The 21,783-nt window shown below is 66.8% G+C and carries 20 protein-coding genes and 1 tRNA gene; 11 read left to right on the top strand and 10 right to left on the bottom strand.

All coding sequences use genetic code 11. The features are described 5' to 3' along the window. Window positions 1-16 precede the first annotated feature (16 nt). Window positions 17-775, bottom strand: coding sequence for a DUF4328 domain-containing protein (locus tag LGT36_RS00965; RefSeq protein ID WP_226096792.1), 759 nt, complete (start codon window positions 773-775; stop codon window positions 17-19). Window positions 776-919: 144 nt separating this feature from the next. Between LGT36_RS00965 and LGT36_RS00970 the strand changes: the two genes are divergently transcribed. The 5 genes from LGT36_RS00970 to LGT36_RS00990 all read left to right on the top strand — a co-directional run bounded on the left by LGT36_RS00970 (window position 920) and on the right by LGT36_RS00990 (window position 7,247). Continuing rightward, window positions 920-993, top strand: a tRNA-Met gene (locus tag LGT36_RS00970). A gap of 154 nt (window positions 994-1,147) precedes the next feature. Further along, on the top strand, window positions 1,148-2,284 hold the full coding sequence (locus LGT36_RS00975; RefSeq protein WP_226096793.1) for an FIST signal transduction protein: 1,137 nt from the start codon (window positions 1,148-1,150) through the stop codon (window positions 2,282-2,284). Window positions 2,285-2,287: 3 nt separating this feature from the next. Further along, window positions 2,288-4,450 carry a bifunctional diguanylate cyclase/phosphodiesterase gene (locus LGT36_RS00980; protein WP_226096794.1) on the top strand — a complete coding sequence of 721 codons (2,163 nt, stop codon included), beginning with the start codon at window positions 2,288-2,290 and terminating at the stop codon, window positions 4,448-4,450. Between the two features lie 67 nt (window positions 4,451-4,517). Then, window positions 4,518-5,987: an amino acid permease gene (locus LGT36_RS00985; protein ID WP_226096795.1), complete on the top strand. Its 1,470-nt coding sequence runs from the start codon at window positions 4,518-4,520 to the stop codon at window positions 5,985-5,987. Between the two features lie 9 nt (window positions 5,988-5,996). Then, complete coding sequence (locus LGT36_RS00990; RefSeq protein ID WP_226096796.1) at window positions 5,997-7,247, top strand: APC family permease; 1,251 nt, start codon at window positions 5,997-5,999, stop codon at window positions 7,245-7,247. Here the strand turns inward: LGT36_RS00990 and LGT36_RS00995 are convergent. The 3 genes from LGT36_RS00995 to LGT36_RS01005 are packed head-to-tail and all read right to left on the bottom strand — an operon-like array spanning window position 7,240 to window position 8,548. Next, a complete protein-coding gene (locus LGT36_RS00995) occupies window positions 7,240-7,611 on the bottom strand; it encodes a CrcB family protein (protein WP_226096797.1) in 372 nt (123 codons plus the stop codon). The genes LGT36_RS00990 and LGT36_RS00995 overlap by 8 nt on opposite strands. Beyond that, on the bottom strand, window positions 7,608-8,048 hold the full coding sequence (locus LGT36_RS01000) for a CrcB family protein (protein WP_226096798.1): 441 nt from the start codon (window positions 8,046-8,048) through the stop codon (window positions 7,608-7,610). Before LGT36_RS01000 ends, LGT36_RS00995 begins: the two co-directional genes overlap by 4 nt. Continuing rightward, the gene (locus tag LGT36_RS01005; protein ID WP_226096799.1) at window positions 8,045-8,548 is read right to left on the bottom strand and encodes a DUF2505 domain-containing protein; all 504 of its coding nucleotides are present in this window, start codon (window positions 8,546-8,548) and stop codon (window positions 8,045-8,047) included. The genes LGT36_RS01000 and LGT36_RS01005 overlap by 4 nt, the downstream gene beginning before the upstream one ends. Window positions 8,549-8,617: 69 nt before the next feature. Between LGT36_RS01005 and LGT36_RS01010 the strand changes: the two genes are divergently transcribed. Then, window positions 8,618-10,063, top strand: coding sequence for a sensor histidine kinase (locus LGT36_RS01010; protein ID WP_226096800.1), 1,446 nt, complete (start codon window positions 8,618-8,620; stop codon window positions 10,061-10,063). A gap of 18 nt (window positions 10,064-10,081) precedes the next feature. Here LGT36_RS01010 and LGT36_RS01015 read toward each other — a convergent pair whose 3' ends face one another. Then, window positions 10,082-10,336 (bottom strand): WhiB family transcriptional regulator, encoded by a 255-nt coding sequence (locus LGT36_RS01015; RefSeq protein ID WP_226096801.1) that lies wholly within the window; start codon window positions 10,334-10,336, stop codon window positions 10,082-10,084. A 158-nt stretch (window positions 10,337-10,494) separates the two neighbouring features. Here LGT36_RS01015 and LGT36_RS01020 point away from each other — a divergent pair, with 158 nt between their 5' ends. Continuing rightward, the gene (locus LGT36_RS01020) at window positions 10,495-10,890 is read left to right on the top strand and encodes a hypothetical protein (RefSeq protein ID WP_226096802.1); all 396 of its coding nucleotides are present in this window, start codon (window positions 10,495-10,497) and stop codon (window positions 10,888-10,890) included. On the opposite strand, the gene LGT36_RS01025 is transcribed toward LGT36_RS01020, so the two are convergent. Further along, on the bottom strand, window positions 10,857-12,737 hold the full coding sequence (locus LGT36_RS01025; protein WP_226096803.1) for an FtsK/SpoIIIE domain-containing protein: 1,881 nt from the start codon (window positions 12,735-12,737) through the stop codon (window positions 10,857-10,859). The two genes, LGT36_RS01020 and LGT36_RS01025, sit on opposite strands and share 34 nt — an antisense overlap. A gap of 66 nt (window positions 12,738-12,803) precedes the next feature. After that, window positions 12,804-14,921 carry a glycosyltransferase family 39 protein gene (locus LGT36_RS01030; RefSeq protein WP_226096804.1) on the bottom strand — a complete coding sequence of 706 codons (2,118 nt, stop codon included), beginning with the start codon at window positions 14,919-14,921 and terminating at the stop codon, window positions 12,804-12,806. An 81-nt stretch (window positions 14,922-15,002) separates the two neighbouring features. Between LGT36_RS01030 and LGT36_RS01035 the strand changes: the two genes are divergently transcribed. Beyond that, window positions 15,003-15,677, top strand: a complete 675-nt coding sequence (locus LGT36_RS01035; RefSeq protein WP_226096805.1) for a response regulator transcription factor — start codon at window positions 15,003-15,005, stop codon at window positions 15,675-15,677. Window positions 15,678-15,716: 39 nt separating this feature from the next. Beyond that, window positions 15,717-17,003, top strand: coding sequence for an ATP-binding protein (locus LGT36_RS01040; protein WP_371922742.1), 1,287 nt, complete (start codon window positions 15,717-15,719; stop codon window positions 17,001-17,003). On the opposite strand, the gene LGT36_RS01045 is transcribed toward LGT36_RS01040, so the two are convergent. Beyond that, on the bottom strand, window positions 17,000-17,512 hold the full coding sequence (locus LGT36_RS01045; RefSeq protein WP_226096807.1) for a GtrA family protein: 513 nt from the start codon (window positions 17,510-17,512) through the stop codon (window positions 17,000-17,002). The two genes, LGT36_RS01040 and LGT36_RS01045, sit on opposite strands and share 4 nt — an antisense overlap. Window positions 17,513-17,546: 34 nt before the next feature. Between LGT36_RS01045 and LGT36_RS01050 the strand changes: the two genes are divergently transcribed. Further along, window positions 17,547-18,686 (top strand): 5-(carboxyamino)imidazole ribonucleotide synthase, encoded by a 1,140-nt coding sequence (locus LGT36_RS01050; protein ID WP_226096808.1) that lies wholly within the window; start codon window positions 17,547-17,549, stop codon window positions 18,684-18,686. Window positions 18,687-18,706: 20 nt separating this feature from the next. Then, window positions 18,707-19,183, top strand: coding sequence for a 5-(carboxyamino)imidazole ribonucleotide mutase (gene purE, locus LGT36_RS01055; protein WP_226096812.1), 477 nt, complete (start codon window positions 18,707-18,709; stop codon window positions 19,181-19,183). A gap of 35 nt (window positions 19,184-19,218) precedes the next feature. Here purE and LGT36_RS01060 read toward each other — a convergent pair whose 3' ends face one another. Further along, window positions 19,219-20,439 carry an LCP family protein gene (locus tag LGT36_RS01060; RefSeq protein WP_226096809.1) on the bottom strand — a complete coding sequence of 407 codons (1,221 nt, stop codon included), beginning with the start codon at window positions 20,437-20,439 and terminating at the stop codon, window positions 19,219-19,221. A gap of 10 nt (window positions 20,440-20,449) precedes the next feature. Beyond that, window positions 20,450-21,667, bottom strand: coding sequence for an LCP family protein (locus LGT36_RS01065; protein WP_226096810.1), 1,218 nt, complete (start codon window positions 21,665-21,667; stop codon window positions 20,450-20,452). Between the last annotated feature and the right edge of the window lie 116 nt (window positions 21,668-21,783).

Consider the following 21,783-nt stretch of genomic DNA (forward strand, 5'->3'; position numbering starts at 1 on the left):
TGCGCGTGATGGATGTCTAGAGCGTTGATCCGGCGCCGTAGGTGTTGTTGGTCGCGATCGCGTCTTCTGCCGCCGTGGTCTGGCGGATGACGAGAGCGAGGAAGACCCACGACACGGCAAGAGTGATGGCTCCGGCCCACGTGAGCGGCACGATCGCGTCGAGGTTCTCCGGGTGGGTGAGTTCGCCGGTCGAGTAGTCGACAGCGGTCATGCTGGGGATGATGGATGCGTAGGACAGGACCCAGTACAGGCAGAACGTGAGCCACCAGCCCAGGACAATTCCGAGGCCTGCCTTGCGGCGGGTGATGGCACGCATCCCGAGGTAGGGCAGCACGAAGTTGGCGAGCGGCACAAACCAGCCCCACCACTCGACGGCCGGAGGGCCGCCAGGAACCTCGCCTCTGCCCACCATCGCTGAACGCACCCGTGACATCCACAGCGCGAGCACCACGAAGCTGGCGATCCACAGTGGTGCTGAGAGCAAGTCCAAGGGGTTCTGGCCAGCAAAGGGAGAGGCGCCGTCGGGGTCCGCGAGCACCGACTTCAGTTCATCAACGGCGTCCGCAGCGGTGAACGCACCTATCAAGGCGAGGACGGTGACGGCGCCGGTCAGAATCGTTGCCCACAGCGCCAGCTTTGTCGGACCAGACGACTGGCTCACGACGATGTGCGGCGGTGGGGCGTAGGCGGGTGGCTGCTGAGGCGACTGCGCCTGGGGAGGCAGCGGCGCTTGTGGAGTGGAGAACGGGTCCTGAGGTTCTTGTGGTGTTGTCATGAGATGACCGTATCCACTCGGGCGCGCGCCCGCATCCTCCGCCGGAACGATGGCCGAACCGTCCGCGAGGAGGAGCGATCACGTGGCCAACGGAGCGCGATTTGGACGCCGCGGCGAACCCAGGTAGGCTAGGACACCTACTGACGCGGGGTGGAGCAGTTCGGTAGCTCGCCGGGCTCATAACCCGGAGGTCGCAGGTTCAAATCCTGTCCCCGCTACGAGAAGAACCCCCAGCCATGAGGCTGGGGGTTTCTCGTTTCTTCAGGATGCTCGACTGCAACGGGCCGCTACCAGCGGTTTTGCCGCAAATCCTCAACTCTGCGCGCTTCGTGACGATGCTGAAGCGTGAACGCTTCAGGGTTGCAGCGATGGATGTCGGTCGGCACATCCGCCGACGCGCGCCCCGACGTGGCAGCCAGGGACGCCGTCACACAAGCGCTCGCCGGCAGGCAGGCATCCCTGGTGATGCTCTTCGTGTCGCCCACCTACAACATGCATGCCATCGCCTCTGCGGCCGCGCATGCAGCCCAGGATGCCCCCGTCGTGGGCTGTTCGACGTCGGGAGAAATCGCCGACGGCCGGGGCGGTTCCGGTCGGGTGGTGGCGGTAGCTCTGGGCGGCGATGGCTTGGAGGCACGCACGTCGATGGGCCTCCTTGCCGACGGCGCGACCGCAGCGGGCAGCGCGGCGGCCGAGGGACTGCGTGCCCTCACTCGCCCTCACCGCGCGCTCATCTTGTTGCCCGACGGCCTCGCCGGCCACCACGCGTCAGTGGTGCGAGGGGCCTACGCCGTTGGTGGCGCCACCGTGCAACTGGTAGGCGGCTGCGCCGGCGACGAGTTGGCGATGGGCACCACGTGGCAGATCTTTGGTGACCGCGCATACACGGGCGTGATCGTGGGCGCGGCGATTGGGTCCGACGGGCCCATCGGCATCGGTGTGGGGCACGGCTGGCGGCGAACCGGCGATCCCTTGGTCGTGACGTCGAGCGACGGCTCGCAGATCTTCACGATCGACGATCAACCGGCCCTTGACGCCTATTTGGCCGCCACGGACGCGCCGGCAGCGGCATCCTCGGATCAAGAGGCCTGGCAGCGACACGCGCTCGAGCGCCCATTCGGGCTTCCGCGACCAGGTGGAGACGAAGTGCGCGCCGTGTTGAGCGCCGATTTTGACAACCGATCGCTGTTTTGCGGCGATATTCCGCAGGGATCAATGATCTGGCCCATGGAGGGTGACGCTGACTCGGTGATGCGCGGGACCGACACGGCGATGGACGAGGCAATCGGAGCCCTTCAAGGGGTCCCAGCCGTCGGCTTCATCGCTTTCGACTGTGCGGCGCGCCGCAACATTCTTGGCGAGGAAGGTGTGGCGACGGAAACCTCGCGCCTGGCTCAGCGCGCAGGGGAGGCTCCCGTGGCAGGCTTCTACACCTACGGCGAAGTGGCTCGCCGCACCGGTTCGCGGGGCGTCCACAGCGCCACGCTCGTCTTGCTAGCACTGGGATAGGCCATGACGGACCTCTCCGCGGTTTCCCCTCAACGGCTCGTGGTGTTCCTCACGGAGCTTGGCCGGTGCGCGACGTCCGTGGAACTGACGCACCTGGCGACGGAACTGATCGCGGAAGAGTTCGACGGGGAATTGGGGCTCGTCCTGTCAGCAAACGAGGTGATCTCCGCTGTGGGATTTGGAAGTTCCGATCCACCAGCAGAACTCCTCCTTTCCATCCCCTCCGGCGTCTCGGTAGTGGAGATTCCCGGCATCGGTCCGTGCCACACGATGACGGCGACGTGCTCCGCTTTTCCAGGGGGGCGCATCGTCGCTGGTCGGGTGGGAGCGCCGTATACGAGCGGCGACCGGGATCTCTTCTTGGGGATGGCCCGCGTTTTTGACTTGACCACAAGTTCGATACGCGCGTTGGAGAGGGAGCGCGCGCGGCACCGGGCGCTCGAGGTATTGCTCGCTCTGCAACGCTCGATCTCGCACAGGGTACCGCTGGCAAAGATCCTCCTGTCCGTGACGGAGGGTGCGTCCAGCGTGCTGCGGGGGTGTCCGGTGGCACTCGTGCTCGATGATGCGCTCGACCCTGGCGAGCCGGTGCACGTGGGTGCGGACCTGGAACGTGTTGAGGACGCGGTCTCGATACCGGTCCACGTTCAAGGCGCCATCGCAGGCAGGTTGCTTGCGGGCGCATCCGAGGGAACCCGGCTCACCGATGAGGACCGTGCCTTGCTTTCGACCTTTGCCGAGCACGCGAGCCTGGCACTGACCGACGCCCGCACGGTTGAGGCGATGCGGGAGGCCTTCCACGACCCGCTCACAGGGCTTCCGAACCGCCCGCTCTTTCTTGACCGGCTGACAGCTGCGCTCGACAAACGCGATGCGGGACCACTTGCCGTGCTCTTCGTCGACCTTGATCGCTTCAAGGCGGTCAACGACACGATGGGACACGCCGCTGGTGATGAACTGCTGTTGCAGGTGGCCGAGCGCATTCGCTCGACCACCAGGACCGAGTCCTCCGCCGCACGATTTGGTGGCGATGAGTTTGCCCTCATGGTCGAGTGCCACGCGGAGCCGGGGATTGCTATCCACGTCGCCCAACGAGTCATCGCCGCGCTCGCCGAGCCCTTCACGGTGAGGGGCAATACCGTCTTAATCGGAGCAACCGTAGGCATTGCGTTTAGCGGAAACGGCCGCGACGCAGCGGAGCTTCTCGCCGACGCCGATCTGGCTATGTATCGCGCTAAGCGCGCAGGAGGCGGGAGGAGCGCGACCTTTGAGTCGAAGATGCGGGACGAACTGGCGTCGCAGTTGAGTCTCGCGTCCGATCTCACCGGCGCGCTCGGCAGGAAAGAACTCTCCGTCCACTTCCAGCCGATCTTTGACCTCGACTCCGGCAGGCCTGTGGCTGTCGAGGCCCTGCTTCGCTGGCAGCACCCCACGCGCGGCACCGTCTCGCCGACGGAGTTCATTCCCGTGGCCGAGTCGACAGGTTTGATCGTGCCGATAGGCCGATGGGTGCTGGGTCAAGCGTGCGGGTGGGCGAGCAAGTGGCGCTCTTCCCTCGCCGCGCTCAAGGTGACTGTCAACGTGTCAGTGCACCAGTTGCGCGAGCCGGGCTTTGCTACCGAGGTCATCGATACGGTCGCGGGAGCAGGACTCCCGCCGAACGCTCTCATCGTGGAAGTGACGGAGAGCGCCCTCATCGCAGACCATGACGGCACCATCGACTCTCTGGAACATCTCGAGCGGGCGGGCATCACCATCGCGCTCGACGACTTCGGCACGGGCTACTCGGCGCTGAGTTATCTTCACAAGCTGCCGCTAGACGTCTTGAAGATCGACCGCAGTTTCGTCTCTGGAGCGCAAGGAACCCAGGGTGACCAATTGGTCCGCACCATCATCGACCTTGGTCAGGTGTACGGGCTGGAAGTCGTGGCAGAGGGCATCGAGGACGAAGCTCAACTTGACCGCCTCCTCACCACCGGCTGCAGGTTTGGTCAGGGCTACTTCTTGGCAAGGCCCGCCGCACCAGAGGGGCTCATCGAGAAACTCGAACACTTGGATCAAGGTCACGGCCTGTTGACAGAGTTGGCGCGCCGCGCGGGACCCCGCCGCGGCAGTTTCCGGTCAAGGATCGACGCGACAGCGTGGGAGGAACGGCCCGGTTACTAGGGGCCTGGCCGCGAGTAATGTGGCTCCTCGTGTGCGCCGAGACAGGCGCATCGCAACCGGAGGCTTCATGACAAGCACGGCCATCCACGAGCCGGGTTCCACGCGCACCGGCTGGTGGCACGGGCGAACCGTCCTCTTGATTGCTTTCGCGTTCTCGGTCATGGCAGACCCGGTGTCTTCCGTCGCCTACGCCATCGAGGCGGCGCTTCGCGCTCTCGACGGGCGTCTGAGCCTCTTGCTTCCCGCCATGTTCCTGGTCGTCCTCATCGTGGGTCTGGTGGTGGCCTCCTATCACCAGCTCGTGGCGCGGTTCCCAGAAGGCGGCGGCGCGGCCGCGGCTACTGGCAAGGCTTTCGGCGAGGGCTTGGCGTTCGTTCCGATGGGTGCGCTCGTGGTCGATTTCGTCCTGACGATTGCCATCTCGGTTTCCGCCGGTTCCTCGGCGATCATTTCTTATGTGCCTTCACTGTCCCCCTACCGCCTGTGGCTAGCCCTGGGGTTGCTGACGCTCGTGGCCGGACTCATGCGTTTCGGTCACTTGGGAAGGGCGGTCTTCGCGCTCCTGACGATCGCGTTTGTCATCACCGCCGTGGTCGTGCTCGTCACAAGTGCGGGTCAAAACGCGGTGACGACGGTCATCGAGCCGTCTTTGACATCGTCCGCGCCGCTCACGGTCGCGCTGGCGTTCCCCGTGGCGATGGCGCTCGCAACTGGCGTGGAGGCTCCATCGTCCGCGATCGCGCAGTTGGCGCAGTTGGACGACGCCGGGCGTCGCTCGTTCGGGCGGTGGGCGCTGTGGCTCACGCTTGGCATCGTGTCCGTCCTCACGATGGGGCTCGCTGCGGTGGCGGTGCACCTCGGTATTGGTGTGCCAGGAAATGACACCACTTTGGTGGCGGAACTGGCCCGGTCGGGGAGTTCTCACGCGGTGTTCACCATGTTCCAAGGCACGACCGCCTTGCTGTTGCTGTCCGCCGCCAGCTCTTCCTTTCAGGCGGGCCCTGGACTGCTGAAGGCGCTCGCGCGCAGCAAGGGTGCTGGCCGCTCCCGGCACGGAGTACTCCCCTCCGTGCTAGGCACCACGAACGTTCATCACGTTCCGGTGATGGGCGTGGCCGTGTTCTACGGGGCATCTGTGCTCGTGGTGATTGCCGCGGGCGCGCGGGACCAGCGACTCGTGTTGTTCTACGCCGTCGCCGTCTTTGTGAGCTTCCTGATGGGCTTGCTCGCCATGGCAACCTTCGCCTGGCGGGAGCGTCGGGTGGGATGGGTCGTGCTCAACGCGGTGGCGGCTGCGGCAGTCGGCTTCACCCTGGTGGCCAACGCGCTCCGTCCCGCCGCTGTCGGTTCACTCGCGGCCACAGCCCTGGTGGGCGGCGGGCTGTACATCGCGTGGGTCAAGGCGGGGCGCCCACGAGGCGCCTCCCATGCGGTAGCGGAGGCGGAGGCTGAGGTGGAGCCAGACGCAGACCTTGAGGGTGAGGCAGAGGCAGACGGCGAGTCCGCCGTCACTGGAATCGACGCGACGGGACGCTAGCATTCACGCGTGAGCTCTCCTCCCGTGTCGACACGGCAATTGGGTCTTGGCGGCGCTGTTGGCGTGGGGGTCGGATCCATGTTGGGCGCCGGCGTCTTCGTGGTCTGGGGACCGGCGGCCGACGCCGCGGGTGAGTGGCTGTTGGCGGCCATCGGGCTGGCGGCCGCTGTGGCGATCATCAATGCGAGGTCGGTCTCGCTCTTGGCCGCGCGCCATCCCGTGGCGGGAGGCGCGTACACGTTCGGCAGGCGTGAGCTCGGCGCGGTGTGGGGGTTCGTTGCTGGAATCGGCTTCGTGGTGGGCAAGACGGCCTCGGTAGCGGCTATGGCACTGGCGATCGGCACGTACGTCTTGCCTGGGTACGCGCCTCTCGTGGGAACGGTCGCGATTGGGGCCGTGTGGGCGGTGAACGCCATGGGGGTCAAGCGCACTGCGGCGGCCACCACGGTGATGGCGGTGCTGGTGCTCGTCGGGTTGGCGACAGTGATCGCCACGTCCCTGATGGGGGAGAAGGGAGTGACGACGCAGGCATCGTCGGAAACCGTGTCTGCGGCATCTGTCGCTTCCGCCGCCGCGCTGATCTTCTTCGCCTTCGCCGGTTACGCCAGGCTCGCCACGTTGGGAGAGGAGGTGCGCGACCCTGGCCGCACCATTCCCCGCGCCATTGCCCTTGCCATCGGAGTGGTCGTGGTGACCTACCTCGCGCTCGGTGCGACGCTGATCAGGAGCCCCGGCCTCGAGGCGCTGCGCAGCGCGAGCGCGCCATTGTCGCTTGCTGTCCCGCAGGGACGCCTTGCCACCGTTGCCCTCGCCGCGCTTGCCGCGGTCGCCGCCACCGGCGCGATGGTCGCCCTCATGGCAGGTATTGGCCGCACCGCGATGGCCATGGCGCGCGAGTCAGACCTGCCGCAGGCCCTCGCCAGGGTCGGTCATGCAGGTGTTCCTCAACGCGCAGAGGCAGTCGCGGCGCTCGGCGCGGTGGGCCTGGTGTGGTGGGGTGATCTCGCCTTTGCACTCGCGATGTCGAGCGTCGCGGTGCTGGTGTACTACGCCGTAGCCAACGCTGCGGCCTTCGCCGCCGGACGTGGCGCCTCCGAGGTGCCCATGATGCGGTGGCGCGTCGGGGCGGCGACCGGCATGGCGCTGTGCGTGATCCTCGCGCTGTCTCTCGACTTTGCACCGATTCTTGCTGCCGCTGGCTGCTTGGCTCTCGCCGTGGTGCTGCGGGCCGTGCTGCGGCGAGGGGCTCGAATCAGTTGACGGCCGCTGCGGCGACGGCCCAGCCCAGTGCGCCTGAGGCAACACCGACGGCTCCTGTGACGGCAAGATAGAGCACGGCCTTGCTCGGGGAGGCACGCCACAGCACCACGGCGTCGACCGCAAGCGTGGAGAACGTCGTGAGGCCGCCAGCGAGGCCTGAGCCGATCACGAAGGCGGACGTCGCGCTCAGCTGGCCCTCTTCGAGCAACGCCGCGGCCGCCCCCAGCACGAGAGTGCCGAGTGCGTTTGCCGCAAGGGTCGGCCACGGGAGGTGATGTTCCCTACGCCACGTGCCGATCGCATAGCGCACCACCGCGCCCACGCCGCAACCGAGGATCGCGGCGACGTAAGCCCATGCGCTCATGGTGCGACCTCATCGTGCCGGTAGCCCTCGACCTCGGCCTCGATTCTGTCGGCGTCAACGTCGCGCTCGCGCGCTCCGAGTCTCACCGCCAAGGTGTCTGCACACCACCAGCCAGCGCCGGCGCTCAATGCGGCCAGCGCCAAGGTCGAGCCCAGCAAGACGAGGGCGGGCAGGGGAGCGCCTGGGTGAGGTGCAGCCATGGCGGAGAACGTGGTGAAGCCGCCCAGCAGCCCAGGGCCGAGACCTGGAACCCACCACGGTGCGGCATGTGCGCTATACCAACCCATGAGCGCCCCCAGCAGCGCCGAGCCGAGAACGTTGATCACAACGATGTCCCACGCCCAGCGTTCTGCTGTGAAGAGTTCATCGATGGCCAGGCGCGCCGCACCGCCGACGACGGCGCCAGCAAAGACGACGCCGTAGATCTTGGCGGTCACGCGGAGGCGAGCCACACGTCGGCCGCTGCCAACTCCTGCGGTAGTGCCTGGTCGATCGCGGAAGCGATGGCGCGTTCCACCATGGGGCCAACGAGCGGCACGGAAGCCTGCACCTCGCCGTTCACTTCGAAGTCGGTGCCCTCACCCCGTGGAGTCAAGACGACGCTTCCGCGTGCGTGACCGGGAGTGCCAGGAATCTCCATCGCGAAGGTGCCCTCGCGTACGCCGTCTTCGCGAGCGTCGGGCGCCTCCCACGCTTCGGTGTAGCGGACGTGAATCTCTGAACCGACAAAGGCCCTGAACTCGGCGGGAATGGTGTTGGCCGGCAAGGTTCGACGGATGACGACGGTGAACGATCCGTCTTCCTCGACGTCCACCAAGACGTCGCTACCCGCCGCACCACTGGCGCGTGCCCGCTGAGCAGCGAAGTCTTCGTTGCTGAACATGGCGACCACGTCCTCGATCGACGCAGTGAAGTGATGTTCGTGCGTGATGTCCATGACGCCTCCTCCCGATGGCTTTAGGGTATCGCGGTGCCGCGCGACCGCGACGCCTCTTAGGCTTGGGGCGTGGCTACCTTGTCGGAGATCGCTCAGCAATACGGACCCATGCCCCAAGACGAGTCCGACTGGCTGTCAGAGGTGGTGGCCGATTGGCAGATCATCGCCGACCTCTCGTTCGCCGACCTCGTGTTGTGGCGCAAGGTGGACGAGGGCTTTGTCGCGATCGGTCACTGCAGGCCCTCGACGGGCCCGACCGTTCACCAAGAAGAGGTCGTGGGTATGAGAGCCGCGGCGGGCCGCATCGGCCACCTCGAGACAGCCTTCGAGGAGCGCCAGATCGTTGTGTCGCGAGAACCGCGCTGGGACGAAACATACGCAGTGCGAGAAGAGGCGCTGCCGGTGGTCATGCGGGGCCGCGTGATTGCGGTCCTCACGCGCGAGGCGTCGATGGCGGCACTCAGGTCCTCCAGCCGCCTCGAGATCAACTACAAGGGCGCAGCGGATGACCTTTTGCGCATGATCACCAGGGGTGAGTTCCCCATGCGCACCTCGGTGACCGGCCCCAAGCGGGGAGCGCCGCGTGTGGGAGACGGTGTCATGAGGCTCGACGCCCAGGGGATCGTCACGTACGCCAGTCCAAACGCCCTATCGTGCTTCCACCGCTTGGGAGTGACGGGCTCACTCATGCACAGGGCTCTTCCGCGCGTGGTGACGGCGATGGTCTCCGACAGGGGCCAGGTCGATGAGACTCTCGCCATGGTGACGGCTGGCCGTGCCGCGTGGCGCACCGATGTCGAGGCGAATGGAGCCGCGCTCTCGCTACGGGCTATTCCCGTGACGGACAATGGCAACCGCATCGGCGCCGTCCTGTTGTGCCGAGACGTCAGCGATTTGCGTCGCCGTGAGCGCGAGCTCATCACCAAGGATGCGACGATCAGAGAGATCCATCACCGGGTCAAGAACAACCTTCAGACTGTGGCGGCTTTGCTGAGGCTGCAGTCCCGCAGGGTCGAGGCGCCGGAGGCGAAGGAGGCGCTATCTGAGGCCATGCGGCGCGTCGCCACGATTGCGATGGTGCACGAGACGCTGTCAGGCACGCTCGACGAGCTCGTTCACTTTGACGACCTCGTGGCGCGTGCGTCGCGGATGGCCGTCGACGTCGCCTCGCCCGGCGTTCAGGTCAAGATCGTGCGCGAGGGCGACTTTGGGATGATCCCCGCACAGTATGCGTCGTCGCTCGCTCTCATCCTGACCGAATTGGTGACGAACGCCGTCGAGCACGGTTTCGAAGGGCGCGAGCACGGCTCCATCACGATCTATGCGGAGAGGGAGGGGCCCCTCCTTCACGCAAGGATCGCCGACGACGGCAAGGGTATCGCCGCCGATCCCTCCGGTTTGGGATCACAAATCGTCAGGACGCTCGTCACGAATGAACTTCACGGCGAGATTGCCTGGCATTCCATGCCGGGGGGATCCAGCGTCGACCTGACGGTCACCGTTGACGGTGACTAAGGGAAACGCCGGTGGGGACTACTTCGCTGCGCGGCGAGCGCGGGCTGCGCGGCGCTTGAGGGAGCGGCGTTCGTCTTCCGAAAGCCCGCCCCACACGCCAGAGTCTTGGTTGTGCTCCATGGCCCACTGCAGGCACATGTCGCGGACAGTGCACGTGTTGCACACTGCCTTCGCCTTCTCGATCTGGACGAGCGCAGGTCCCGTGTTGCCGACAGGGAAGAACAGCTCTGGGTCGTCAACTTCGAGACACGCTGCGCGGTCGCGCCAATTCATGGGGACTCCTCACAAAGAAAAAGGCGGCGACCTACGCTGGGGGTAGATTCGCCGCGCCGTCGCGGATCACTGGGATCCATGTTCGCATTGTTAACAACAGATGACAAGGGGTTTAACCTGTAACGTCGGTCACAATTCCGTGGGTGAGGTTGGATGCCGTGAACAAAAACGAGCGCGTTTCGTCGGTGCTCGACCTGGTCGCACGCGTACTGCTCGTCGTCGAGACCCTCATTGCGGCATTCATGGCGGTCGGCTACGCGCTATATGCGCTGCTAGATGCGGACGACCGGGCGTTGTCCGCTGCTCTGGCTGGCGTCATGGCCGTCTTCGCCGCAGGCCTGGCCGCGTTTGCCTGGGGCTACGCCAAGCGGCGCAGGTTCGCTCTTAGCGGAGCCCTCGCATGGCAGCTGATGCAGGCGAGCGTGGGTGTCTGGCTGCTTTCCGTGTGGCCAGCCGTCGGCGGGGCGCTTTTGGTGCTCGCCGCGATAGTGACGCTGGCAGTGATCAGGAGACTCGCGGCCTACGGCGCGTCGGAAGCCGCCCAGGTCTCCTGACGAGCATCCGCTATGAGCACCTCGGCCAGGTGGCGGGGCACGGCGTCCGCACGGTCAAGGCGCCGCACGAGCGGAGAAGGGTCGGCGGCTGGTAGGGCGACCTGAACGACTGCCCGCTTCCCGGCCGACCGGGCAATCCCACGACCAGCGGGCTGTCCCGGCGAGGCCGCGTCAGGAACGCCGACGAGCCCCATCGAGTCCGATGCGGTCGTGGTGCGCAGTGCGACCGCGTGGGCGCAAGCGGCCCTCAGCGTGGGCGTGATGGCGCCAGCTGGGCGGTGGGTCGCCATCGCAAGATGGACGCCGACTGACGGCGCGAGGCCGGCTAGCCGATCGAGGGCGAGAGCCGCTGAGCGGGAGCGGCCCGTGATCTCGTCAAAGTCGTCGACGACGACCAGGAGTTTCGTGGGCACAGTGTCGAGCGACGTCGTATCGGTCCACGATGCGTCGCCCGCGTCGCCCGCGTCGCCTGCGGTACCCCGGGTATCGCGTCGGCGGAGGGCGGAGGCGGCGACGGCTTCCAGCGCGGCCGCGGCCTCGGCTCCGCCCACGTCGGCAACGATTCGCTTCACGTGTGGGAGCCGCGCGCAAGCGGAAAGCGGGCTCCCGGTGCCAGCGCCGATGAGCACTACGGAAAGCTGCGACGGGTGGTGGTGGGCGCATAGCCCCGCGACCAAGGTTGCGAGCAACGTCGAGGTGCCGCTCCCATGCGCACCGGCCACAAGCAGGTGAGGAGCGTCGTCGTCGAACCTGATCCTCCACGGCTCGAGCGTCTCGTCGCACACGACTCCGAGCGTCGCGGTGAGCGCCCCATCGATCGCGCGAGGTGCGTCCCGATGTGCAAGGTCAGCCCATCGCACACTCGTGGGCCACGGCGCTGGCGCGGTGCTCGCGACGGCCCTGGCGAGCGCATCGGCCCTGACAGCCGAGACACCGAGCGGCAGCCGTGCCTGGCGAGTCGTTGCGTCCGCGAGCGTCGACATGGTGGCGTGCGCCTCGAAGGTTGTCTCGGGTCGCGGCGGCCCATCCGGCTCACACGTGATGGGCCCGTCTCCTGGCAGCGCTTCCGGGAGCCATGAGAGCCACTGCTCGTCAAGGGGCATCGGGGCAGGTGGACGCCTGCCGCGCGCGAGAACCAGCGCGCGAGCAGCGGCCTGTGCGCGGGGACCGGAAAGGATAGCTGGCCCGCTCCAATCGCCGACGGTGGTCGGATCGGGGAGCCCGTCCCAGGCGGGCGTGGGCACCCACGGCAGGCGCGAGAGCCATCTCGTCAGACGCCGAGAGGGTGCCCAGAGACTGTCGGGCGCCGGCGAAGAACTGCCGCTCCTCACCTGCAGCGCGGTACACCCCACGGTCAGCACGTCGCCCTCGCGCGCGGTGATGCGCCGCCGGTGCCCTCGCCACGACCACCCTTGCCCGTCCCAACGCCACCAACCGGTGCCGTTCGTGGACGACTGGTCGAGGCACAGCAACGAGCCTCGCGCGCCACGCTCGACCATCACATGGCAAGCGTCCACTGCGTCGTCGTCCAGCCGATGGCGCCCCGGCGCCGAACCGATGGTCACCTGACCGTCCACCTCGATCACTGCGCCGGCGTCTGGCCCCGCAATCGCCGCGAGGTGGAGACCCTCAAGAGGCGAGGTGGGTGCGCCCGGTCCATCGCGAAGGCGCGCACCTTGGAGCAAGGGCCGCAACCCGGCCGGATGAGAAGGGTCGAGGAGGGTCGCCCCGCACCACGCCCGCTTGCGCGTCACGCCATCGAGAACCTGCGCCAGGGTCGCACCGGCAATCACCTCAAGCTCGACATCCTTCGTGTCGGTGAGGGAGCGATCGATCGTGAAACGCACACGGGAACCGTGTCACAACGGAGACTTCCTGACGACGTCGTGCCACTGATCTGTGGATAACCGCGTCTACGGCGCTGGCGAACCGTCAGGCGCAAGCGCGGTGAGCGTGCCGTCTGGGTTCACGACCGCCGCGAACCACGAGTAGTCCCGAGTCGACACGATGCGCGGCATGTGCTGCAGGGCGTACTCGCCTTGCGCTGTGGTCGAGGTGACCACAGGCTCGGGAGGGTTTCCCTGGAACAGGCCCGTCTCCCGCGTGAGTACGACGGGGGACTCGCCCCACAATGCGCTCGCTTGCCGCAGCATCTCCGGCGTCGGCTGCTCGAGAGCGAGCACCACGGGCACGTCACATATCACCCGCAAGGAGCCGTAGTGAGACGACGTACCCTCCAGAATGATGGGTCGCCCGTCGGCGACCCTGCACAGCGCGTCGATCTGTTCCCGTGCCCCGTGTTGCTCTCGCAAGTAGGCGTACGTGGCGATGGTGACGGGATAGTCGTCGCCAAGGCGGATGCTGACGTAGGTGGTGACGGGAGCCGCCACCAAGACGATCGCCGCTGTGGCGAAGATGCGCTGGCCCACGTGTGGCCACCGCTCGGCGAGGCGACGGGCGAGCCACCACGCGCCCACGCCAGCAGCGATCGCAAGGCCAGGCAAGGTCGCGGGCTCGAACCGGCGAATCGCCCACAACTGATCGGGGACGATTTGCGGTCGCGCGAGATACAAGACGCTCGGGACGAGCACCGCGCCGAGGAGCACCCACGCCTCGTGGCGGGCGCGGATCGCCCTGGACACGATGACGCCCAGGCCGATGGCCGCCAGCGCGAGCACCGGCCATGTCAGGTAGTAGCTCAGCCACGTCACCGTGTGCTCGGCGTAGGTGCGCGTCGGCTCGATCACGTAACCCTCGTCTTGCTGGAACGCGGCGACCACCTTGTTGGTGAACTCGTCGGTCTCGGACGTGGTGCCACGATGAACGGTCATCCACAACGGCCTTGAGGCGAGAACGAGGCTCGCGCCGACGACGAGGGTGGCGGAGGCGGATGCCAGCCCGTGACGTCGGGCATTGATCGCGTCACGCAGGTATGCGGCCGCTCGGCTAGACCACGTGGCCGCCCAGATGATCAGGAGCGCCGCGAACACGGCGTAGACGGCTCCCAAAAGACGAGCCTCGTCTCCGAGGCGCTCAAGGTACGCGGCACTCCAGCGTGCCAACGACAGGTAGCCGGCGCCCACCATGGCTCCTTGAGCGACGGTGAAGGCGATAAACCCTGTGCGGGCCTTTGGCCCAGCGAAGGCCGCAGCGATCGCGACGCCGATGAGCACCCCGAGCGCGTACGCGCCGCCGTCGATGCGCACCAGCGCCGTGGCGCCCGAGGCAATCCCCGCAGCAACGAGCGCGCCGGTGCGCCCGTGCTCGAGGCCGCGCCACGCCCAGTGAACCGCTGCCATGAGGAGCAGCAGTGTGAGCGGCTCCGAGTAGGCGGAGCGCGACAGCCCGAGGTGCGCGACGCTGAGTGCCAGCGTCGCCGCAGGCGCGAGCGCCGCCATGGGGCTCAGGAAGCGGCGGGCGATGGAGAACACCGCGAGCACGCCGACGCCCCCCACCACCACGTTGGCTGCGAGCACGCCAGGCACTCCTGCCAGCCAGCCGCCAACAGAGATGAGCGCAGGCAGCGCCTTGGCGCCTTGAGGCTGCACGACGTCGCCATCGAGATTCCACGCTTGCCAGGCATCGGCAAGCACGTTTGCCTGGAGATCGGCCACGGGAATGGCGCCGAGCGTCGGGATGTCCGTCGAGGCATGGTCAACGAGCCATAGCCCCGACAGCGTCAGGAATCCCGGGTCGCGGCTGACGATGACGTACTCGGCCGACAGCGCGATGCCCACAACGATCCAGGCGCCGATGCCGATGAGGGCCCACTTGCCTGCTCGGCTGGCGTCGGGCTCCTGGGAAGTCTTGCCCGGTCCGACCGCGCGCCACAGCGCCCACGTGACGAGGGCTGCCAACGGCAGGGTCGTGTAAGGGCGGTGGACGCCAAAAGACGCCGTCGTCGCTGCGGCGAGCGCAAGCCCCACCAGGGCGGCGACCGCGAACTCTGGACCACTACTCCAGCCCAGGCGAGTCACAGGTGCGACGAGGCGCCTCGCCGTCAGCGGCACGGTGCGGAGCCGAGTGTTCACGTGCGGACACTACCAATCGGCGCCTCCAAGTCACGCACTGTTCGGCGTTGCAAAGTCCGCCGGCGCGGGTAATGTTGCCTCATGGCGAGAATTGTCTTGGTCGAAGATGACCCGACCATTTCAGAACCCTTGACCCGGGCTTTGGGACGCGAGGGCTATGACGTGGAGTGGCACGGCACCGGTCAGGGGGGCGTGGGGGCGGCCCATAACGCGGATCTGGTGATTCTCGACCTCGGCCTTCCTGACATCGACGGCGTGGACGTCGCGCGCCGCGTACGGGATCAAGGGCTCACCGTGCCCATCCTCATGCTGACGGCTCGCGCCGACGAGGTCGACCTGGTGGTGGGCCTCGACGCGGGCGCCGACGACTACGTCACCAAGCCGTTCAGGCTCGCGGAACTTCTTGCCCGCGTGCGCGCGCTCTTGCGCCGCGGAGCCGACGCCGAGTTCGCTGGCGAGCTCGCTGCTGGCGGCGTGCGGGTCGACGTGGCCGGCCACCGCGCGTACTTGGATGACAAAGAACTGCAGTTGAGCGGTAAAGAGTTCGACTTGCTCCAGGTGCTCGTCGCGCACGCAGGCTCCGTCGTCTCGCGCGATCAACTCATGAGGGAAGTGTGGGACGCCGATCCCCACGCGCCGTCGAAGACGCTCGACATGCATGTGTCGTGGTTGCGCCGCAAGCTTGGCGACGACGCGGCCAAGCCACGCTTCATCACCACGGTGCGGGGTATGGGTTTCCGTTTCGAGAACGACTGAGCGGTGCGTCGCCGCGTCCTAGGGGCCACTCTGTCCGCCGTGGCAGTGGCCATGGTGTTGCTCGGTATCCCCCTGGGAGTCTTTGCCTTCCAGTTGGTGAGAGACGACGCTCTGCGTGACCTGGACTCCAGGACGGCCACCGCTGCGCGAGCCATCGAGGCGCGCTATACGTCCGGTGAAACGCTTGACGAGGCGATCCTCGAGAACTTCCTGAGTAGCGCGTCAGGAGCGCCTCGCCACATCGCCGTCCGCCTTCCGGATGGCACCGAGATCACGGCGGGGGAGGAACCGCAGCCGTCCTTCAGGGGCAGCGAGGTGACCGATTCCGACGTCGTGGTGTTGTTGTCCATTTCCAGACAGGACGTGTTCTGGGAGGCGGCCCGCGCAGATCTCTTGGTGCTCATTGTGGGAGCCGTTGCCGTGATGGCGGGCACCGCCATGGCGTCGTGGCAAGCGAATCGCTTGGCGGCGCCCCTCGTGTACCTCGCGGCGTCCGCCGAACAAATTGGCTCTGGCCAGACGAGGCCTCGCCTTGAGAGAAGCGGAGTCGAAGAGATTGACCTGGTCGCTGAGGAGTTGGTGCGCAGCGCCGATCGCATGGCAGCCAGATTGTCAGCGGAGCGCCAGTTTGCCGCAGACGCTTCGCATCAGTTGCGCACGCCGCTGACGGCACTGACCATGCGGCTCGAGGAGATCTCCGCGTCGACCACCCAAGATGAGGTCCGCGCAGAGGCCGAGGCCTCGCTTGAGCAGATCGACAGGCTCGTGGGGGTTGTTGACGAGCTGCTGGGCCGTACGCGCAGGGCTCTCGGCTCCGGAACGGAGTTGGTCAGGCTCGAGGACGTGCTTGAGCAGCAGCGAGCCGAGTGGGAGCCAGCCTTCGCGAAGGCAGGCAGACGCCTCGTGATCTCCCCGACCGAGGGAACGGTCTTCGCGACCCCTGGCGGTCTGTCACAAGTGCTCGCGACACTCATCGAGAACTCTTTGCACCACGGCGGTGGGACCACGGCGGTGGTCGCGCGTGAGTCAGGCCCGAATCACGCGATTGTGCTCGAGGTGCGTGACGAGGGGCAGGGCGTGCCAGAAGACCTCGCGCCGCGCATCTTCGAACGCTCAGTGACGTCCGGCAAGGGCACGGGACTCGGCCTCGCGCTCGCGCGCGACCTGGTGACAGCCGACGGCGGACGCCTTGAGCTGTCGCAACGCTCGCCAGCGGTCTTCTCCGTCTTTTTGCAAGGGGTGCCGCGCATGGTCGACCTCGACACGGTCGTTCCTCACCGGCGTTCGCGCGCGAAGCGCAAGAGGCGAGGCCGCCGCGACTCCTAGGCCCCAGCGTCGTCCGTTGTTGTCGGAGGGCGTGGAGCGGCGGGACTGCTGGCGGGGAAGACCACCACGGTGAAGCCGATGTATCGAATGACCGTGCCGATCCCGATTCCGATGAGCGATGCGAGGTTGTCGGCGAGCAAGGAGGTCCAGCCGAAGCCGTGGTGCGTGAGCGCCACGAGGCCTGCCTCCGCGACGATCGCCACGGCGTTGACGCTCCCAAAGAGCAAGAACTCCTTGAGCGCCGCGTGGTGCCGCTGACCCTTGAAGGTCCACCCGCGGTGGGCGATCCACGCAAAGAGGATGGACACGACGGTGGCGATGACTTTGGCGGTGACAACGCGGTCCTCGTTGCCTGCCACTGTCACGTCGGGACCGAGTGGTCCGAGGCGTAGCGCGTTGAAGACGCCGAGGTTCACGGCGATGCCTGCCACACCCACCACACCGAAGCGAGCGAGCACTCCCGAGCGTTGGCGCAACCACGCCACGATTGATCCTGTGCTGACGCTCATGAGCCACGAGCGTAGTGGCCGGTAGGTTAGTCGCATGACGCGCGTGGCAGTAGTGGGAGGCGGCCAACTGGCCAGGATGATGGCTCCGGCCGCAACGGCGATGGGCGTGACGCTCAGGGTGCTCGTCGAATCGCCGGAGGCATCGGCGGCCCTCGCCGCACACGAGACCGTCGTGGGCCTTCCCGGCGACGCCGACGCCGTGCGCAGGCTACTCGCCGACCCGGCCCCTGACGTGGTGACGTGGGAACACGAGCACATCCCTGATGAGGTGTTCGCGCTCGCCGTCGAACGCGGTGTCCCCACGCGGCCAGGCCGCGAAGCGCTGCTCTTCGCCCGCGACAAGATCGAGATGCGCAAGCGCCTGGGAGCGCTCGGCTTGCCGATGCCGGCATGGCGGGAAGTCGAGACCGAGGCTGACGTCGAGGACTTCCTCGCGGTGCACGGTGGGATCGGCGTCCTGAAGACGGCACGCGGAGGTTACGACGGGAAGGGCGTGCGTATCGTTCGCAGGCCCGCAGACGCCGACGAGTGGCTCACCGCTGCCGCAGACGGCGGGCCGCCACTACTGATTGAGGAAAAGGTGCCGTACGCGCGCGAGCTCGCCATTCAGGTGGCGCGCAGGCCCTCTGGCGAGGTGAGGTCCTGGCCGCTCGTGGAGTCGATTCAGCGCGACGGAGTGTGCTCCGAGGTCATCGCTCCCGCACCTGGCTTGACGGCCACGGAGCAGGCAGAGGCCGAAAGCATCGCGCGCACGATCGCCGAGGCACTCGACGTCACAGGCATGCTCGCGGTCGAGTTGTTCGAGGTGGGAGGCAGGTTGCTGATCAACGAACTCGCGATGCGCCCCCACAACTCCGGCCATTGGAGCATCGAGGGTTCCGTCACGAGTCAGTTCGAACAGCACCTTCGCGCCGTGTTGGACTGGCCGTTGGGCGAGACGGCTGCGCTTGCGCCTGTCACCGTGATGGCCAACGTGCTCGGTGGTTCGAGAGTGGTCTTGGAGACCGCGTGGCCGCACGTGGCCGATGCTGGGGCCAAGGTGCACCTGTACGGCAAGGGAGTGCGTCCCGGCCGCAAGGTGGGTCACGTGACCGTGATGGGCGCGACGGCGGACGATGTCAGGAGGCGCGCCGCTCAGGTCGCCGCCGTGGTGAGGGATGGAGAGCAATCGTGAGCGTGCGTGTAGGTGTGGTCATGGGTTCGGACTCCGACTGGCCTGTGATGGGCGAGGCGGCTGCGGCGCTCGAGGAGTTCGGCATCCAGTACGAGAAGGACGTGGTCTCCGCGCATCGCATGCCGGAGCAGATGATCGAGTATGGCCGCACGGCAGAGGAGCGAGGACTCCGCGTCATTATTGCCGGGGCAGGCGGCGCCGCTCACTTGCCGGGCATGCTGGCCGCCGTCACGTCCCTGCCGGTGATCGGCGTGCCCGTGCCTTTGAAGTACCTGGACGGCATGGACTCCCTGCTCAGCATCGTCCAGATGCCAGCGGGTGTGCCCGTGGCCACCGTCTCGATCGGCGGTGCGCGGAACGCCGGGCTTCTCGCCGCGCGCATCTTGGGGGCTGGTGAGGGACCGGAAGCAGCCGCGCTGCGTGAGCGGATGAGGGCGTTCCAGGAGGACTTGCGGGCCGTTGCCGAGGCGAAAGGTGCGCGACTGCGCGAAGCGTAGCCGCGGCTCGGCACGCCGCGGGGCTGCTACCTACGTCAGCCGACCGAGCAGGCGTCCAGTATTTCTTGCTCCGTGGCCGCTTGTGACCCACCGGTGGCGTCGGGCGTCCCCGTGGTGGGCGCTGCCGGCGCCACACCGTCATCGTTGGCTGGCGAACTTGACTGGGCATCGAGTAGCGGCGCAATGGGCTGGTCGGCCCTGAGCGCATCCCACACCGCAGGCGCCTTCGACGTGAGGATCAGGCGGAAGCGATGGTCGGGGTCATCCATCACCGGCGCGGTCGCGAAAGTGATGTCCGTCGACGGATTGAGGCTTCGCAGGGAGAATGCCAAGCCCGCCATGTAGTCCAGGCCGCCCAGTTCTTCGTCGAGCGTGAGCGAGCCCGCAACCGCCTTGATGAAGTTGGTGATGTCTTGTGGGCGGTACAGCATCTCCGCGCTCAGCACCTTGCTCGCGAGGTTCTTCAGGAACTCCTGCTGGCGGTCGATGCGATCGAGATCGCCGCCGTTGGTGTTCAGGCCCTTGCGCATGCGGACGTAGTTCACGGCCTGGCGGCCGTCGAGCTTCTGCGGCCCTGGCTGCAGGTATGTCCCGGAGTAAGGGTCCGCATACTCGACGGGGATGCACATCGGCACGCCTCCCACGGCCTCCACCATGTTGACGAACCCGACGAAGTCGATGACCGCGTAGTGGTCGAAGCGGATGTCCGTTATTCCTTCAACGGTCCGCATGGTGCATGCCGCTCCGTCTGATTCCAGGTCGGTGGTGCGCAATCCGTTCGAATAGGCCTCGTTGAACTGTCCGTAGTACGGCTTCTGGGTGGACCCGTCAGAGCGCTGGCATTCGGAGAGGTTCACCATGGTGTCGCGGGGAATGGACACGACGTCGATGCGGGATCGATCCGCCGAGATGTGCATGATGAGCGTGGTGTCGCTGCGCTTGCCATCCTCCTCGCCGCCGATCGCGGCGTTGCCGCCGCTGCGGTCATCAGAGCCGATCAGCAGAATGTTGAGGGCCCTGCCAGATGATCCGTCCGTGGGGGGTGGCGGCGGGGCGGGCCGGTCGGGCCCGAGCAGCGGGTCGATGTCCGTGGTGGTCACCGTCGAATCCCACTTGGCGCTAAAGGTCTGAGTGAAGACCAAGCCAAAACCCGCTGCGGCAGCGAGAAGCCATGTGAAACCAGTGAGGAGGCGGTGGCTGCCGCGAGACGCGGAGTGCCGAGGGGTACGTGCCTCAGCGCCGCCGCGTTCCCCCATGAGTCGGCGTCTAGCCTACGGAGCAGGCGTTGAGGATGTCCTCTTGAGAAGGAGCCTGAGACCCGCCCGGGTCCGCAGGGGCGCTCGGGTCGGTGACGGGGGCAGCGTCTGTGCCTATCGTGTCTTCGTTGGCCGGGGACGCCGATTGCGCATCGAGCAGCGGGGCGATCGGCTGATCGGTTCTGAGCGCTTCCCACATCGCAGGCGCCTTCGAACTGAAGATCACGTGATTGCGGTTGGCGGGATCGCCCGTCACGGGTGCCGTCGCGAAGGTGACGTCGGTGGACGGGTTGATGCTTCGCATCGAGAAGGCAAGCCCGATCAGGGTGTCAAGGTCACCGAAGCCGTCATCCATCGTGAGCGAACCGGCCACCTCCTTGACAAAGTTCGTGAGGTCCTGGGGGCGGTAGAGCATCTCGGCGCTCAGGATCTTGCTGGCCAGGTTCTTCAGCAGCTCCTGCTGACGGTCAATGCGGTCAAGGTCCGAGCCGCTCAGCCCGTCGCCATGGCGCATGCGGGCAAAGGCGAGGGCCTGCGTGCCGTTGAGCACCTGGGGACCCGCTGCGAGATCCGTTCCAGAGTATGCGTCGGTCACCGCGTTGGGGATGCACATAGGCACTCCGCCGACGGCGTCAACCATGTCCCTGAAGCCCACAAAGTCGACGACGACGAAGTGGTCGATGTAAATGTCGGTGAGCGACTCGACCGTCTTCTGAGTGCACGCCGCGCCGTCGGCGTTTGAGCCGTTCGCCGCGCCATTGGCGAAGGCGATGTTGAACAGGCCAGTCCACCCGCGCTGCGACGTCCCGTCCGAGCGCTGGCAGTCGGCGATCCGCACGACGGTGTCGCGGGGGATCGAGACGACCTCGACGCGCGAGCGGTCGGCGGAGATGTGCATGATCAGGGTGGTGTCGTTGCGCTTGCCAGCCTCTTTGCCACCGATCGCGCCGTTCTCGCCGCTGCGGTCGTCAGAGCCCATGAGCAGGATGTTGACGGGGACGCCTGAGGAGCCGTCGGTCGGCGGCTGTGGGGCGGAGGGTCGGTCGGGTCCGAGAAGGGGGGTGATGTCCTCAGTGACAAACTCCGCCTCGACCTTCGTCTTGTACGTTTGCACAAAGACGAGGCCAAAGCCGACCGTCGCGGCAAGCACCCAGGCGAAGGCTTGAAGCACGCGGTGACTGCGGACCGTCGTGGCGTGACGGACGCGAACGTACTCGGACGAACTCATGGAAGAACCCCCAACTAGGCGCGAGAGACTTATTGTAAGTCCCTGCGGCGGTCATGCTTCGGAGCGTGAACGTCACGGGCTCGCGCCTGGTTCCCGAGCGAGATACGTCACAGTGC

It is taken from the genome of Demequina sp. TMPB413, from assembly GCF_020447105.2.
Lineage (GTDB): Bacteria > Actinomycetota > Actinomycetes > Actinomycetales > Demequinaceae > Demequina.

Coding starts and splice junctions, on each gene's coding strand:
- LGT36_RS00965 (WP_226096792.1), bottom strand. CDS start 775: ATGACAACACCACAAGAACCTCAGGACCCGTTCTCCACTCCACAAGCG.
- LGT36_RS00975 (WP_226096793.1), top strand. CDS start 1,148: ATGTCGGTCGGCACATCCGCCGACGCGCGCCCCGACGTGGCAGCCAGG.
- LGT36_RS00980 (WP_226096794.1), top strand. CDS start 2,288: ATGACGGACCTCTCCGCGGTTTCCCCTCAACGGCTCGTGGTGTTCCTC.
- LGT36_RS00985 (WP_226096795.1), top strand. CDS start 4,518: ATGACAAGCACGGCCATCCACGAGCCGGGTTCCACGCGCACCGGCTGG.
- LGT36_RS00995 (WP_226096797.1), bottom strand. CDS start 7,611: ATGAGCGCATGGGCTTACGTCGCCGCGATCCTCGGTTGCGGCGTGGGC.
- LGT36_RS01005 (WP_226096799.1), bottom strand. CDS start 8,548: ATGGACATCACGCACGAACATCACTTCACTGCGTCGATCGAGGACGTG.
- LGT36_RS01015 (WP_226096801.1), bottom strand. CDS start 10,336: ATGAATTGGCGCGACCGCGCAGCGTGTCTCGAAGTTGACGACCCAGAG.
- LGT36_RS01035 (WP_226096805.1), top strand. CDS start 15,003: ATGGCGAGAATTGTCTTGGTCGAAGATGACCCGACCATTTCAGAACCC.
- LGT36_RS01045 (WP_226096807.1), bottom strand. CDS start 17,512: ATGAGCGTCAGCACAGGATCAATCGTGGCGTGGTTGCGCCAACGCTCG.
- LGT36_RS01050 (WP_226096808.1), top strand. CDS start 17,547: ATGACGCGCGTGGCAGTAGTGGGAGGCGGCCAACTGGCCAGGATGATG.
- purE (WP_226096812.1), top strand. CDS start 18,707: ATGGGTTCGGACTCCGACTGGCCTGTGATGGGCGAGGCGGCTGCGGCG.
- LGT36_RS01060 (WP_226096809.1), bottom strand. CDS start 20,439: ATGGGGGAACGCGGCGGCGCTGAGGCACGTACCCCTCGGCACTCCGCG.
- LGT36_RS01065 (WP_226096810.1), bottom strand. CDS start 21,667: ATGAGTTCGTCCGAGTACGTTCGCGTCCGTCACGCCACGACGGTCCGC.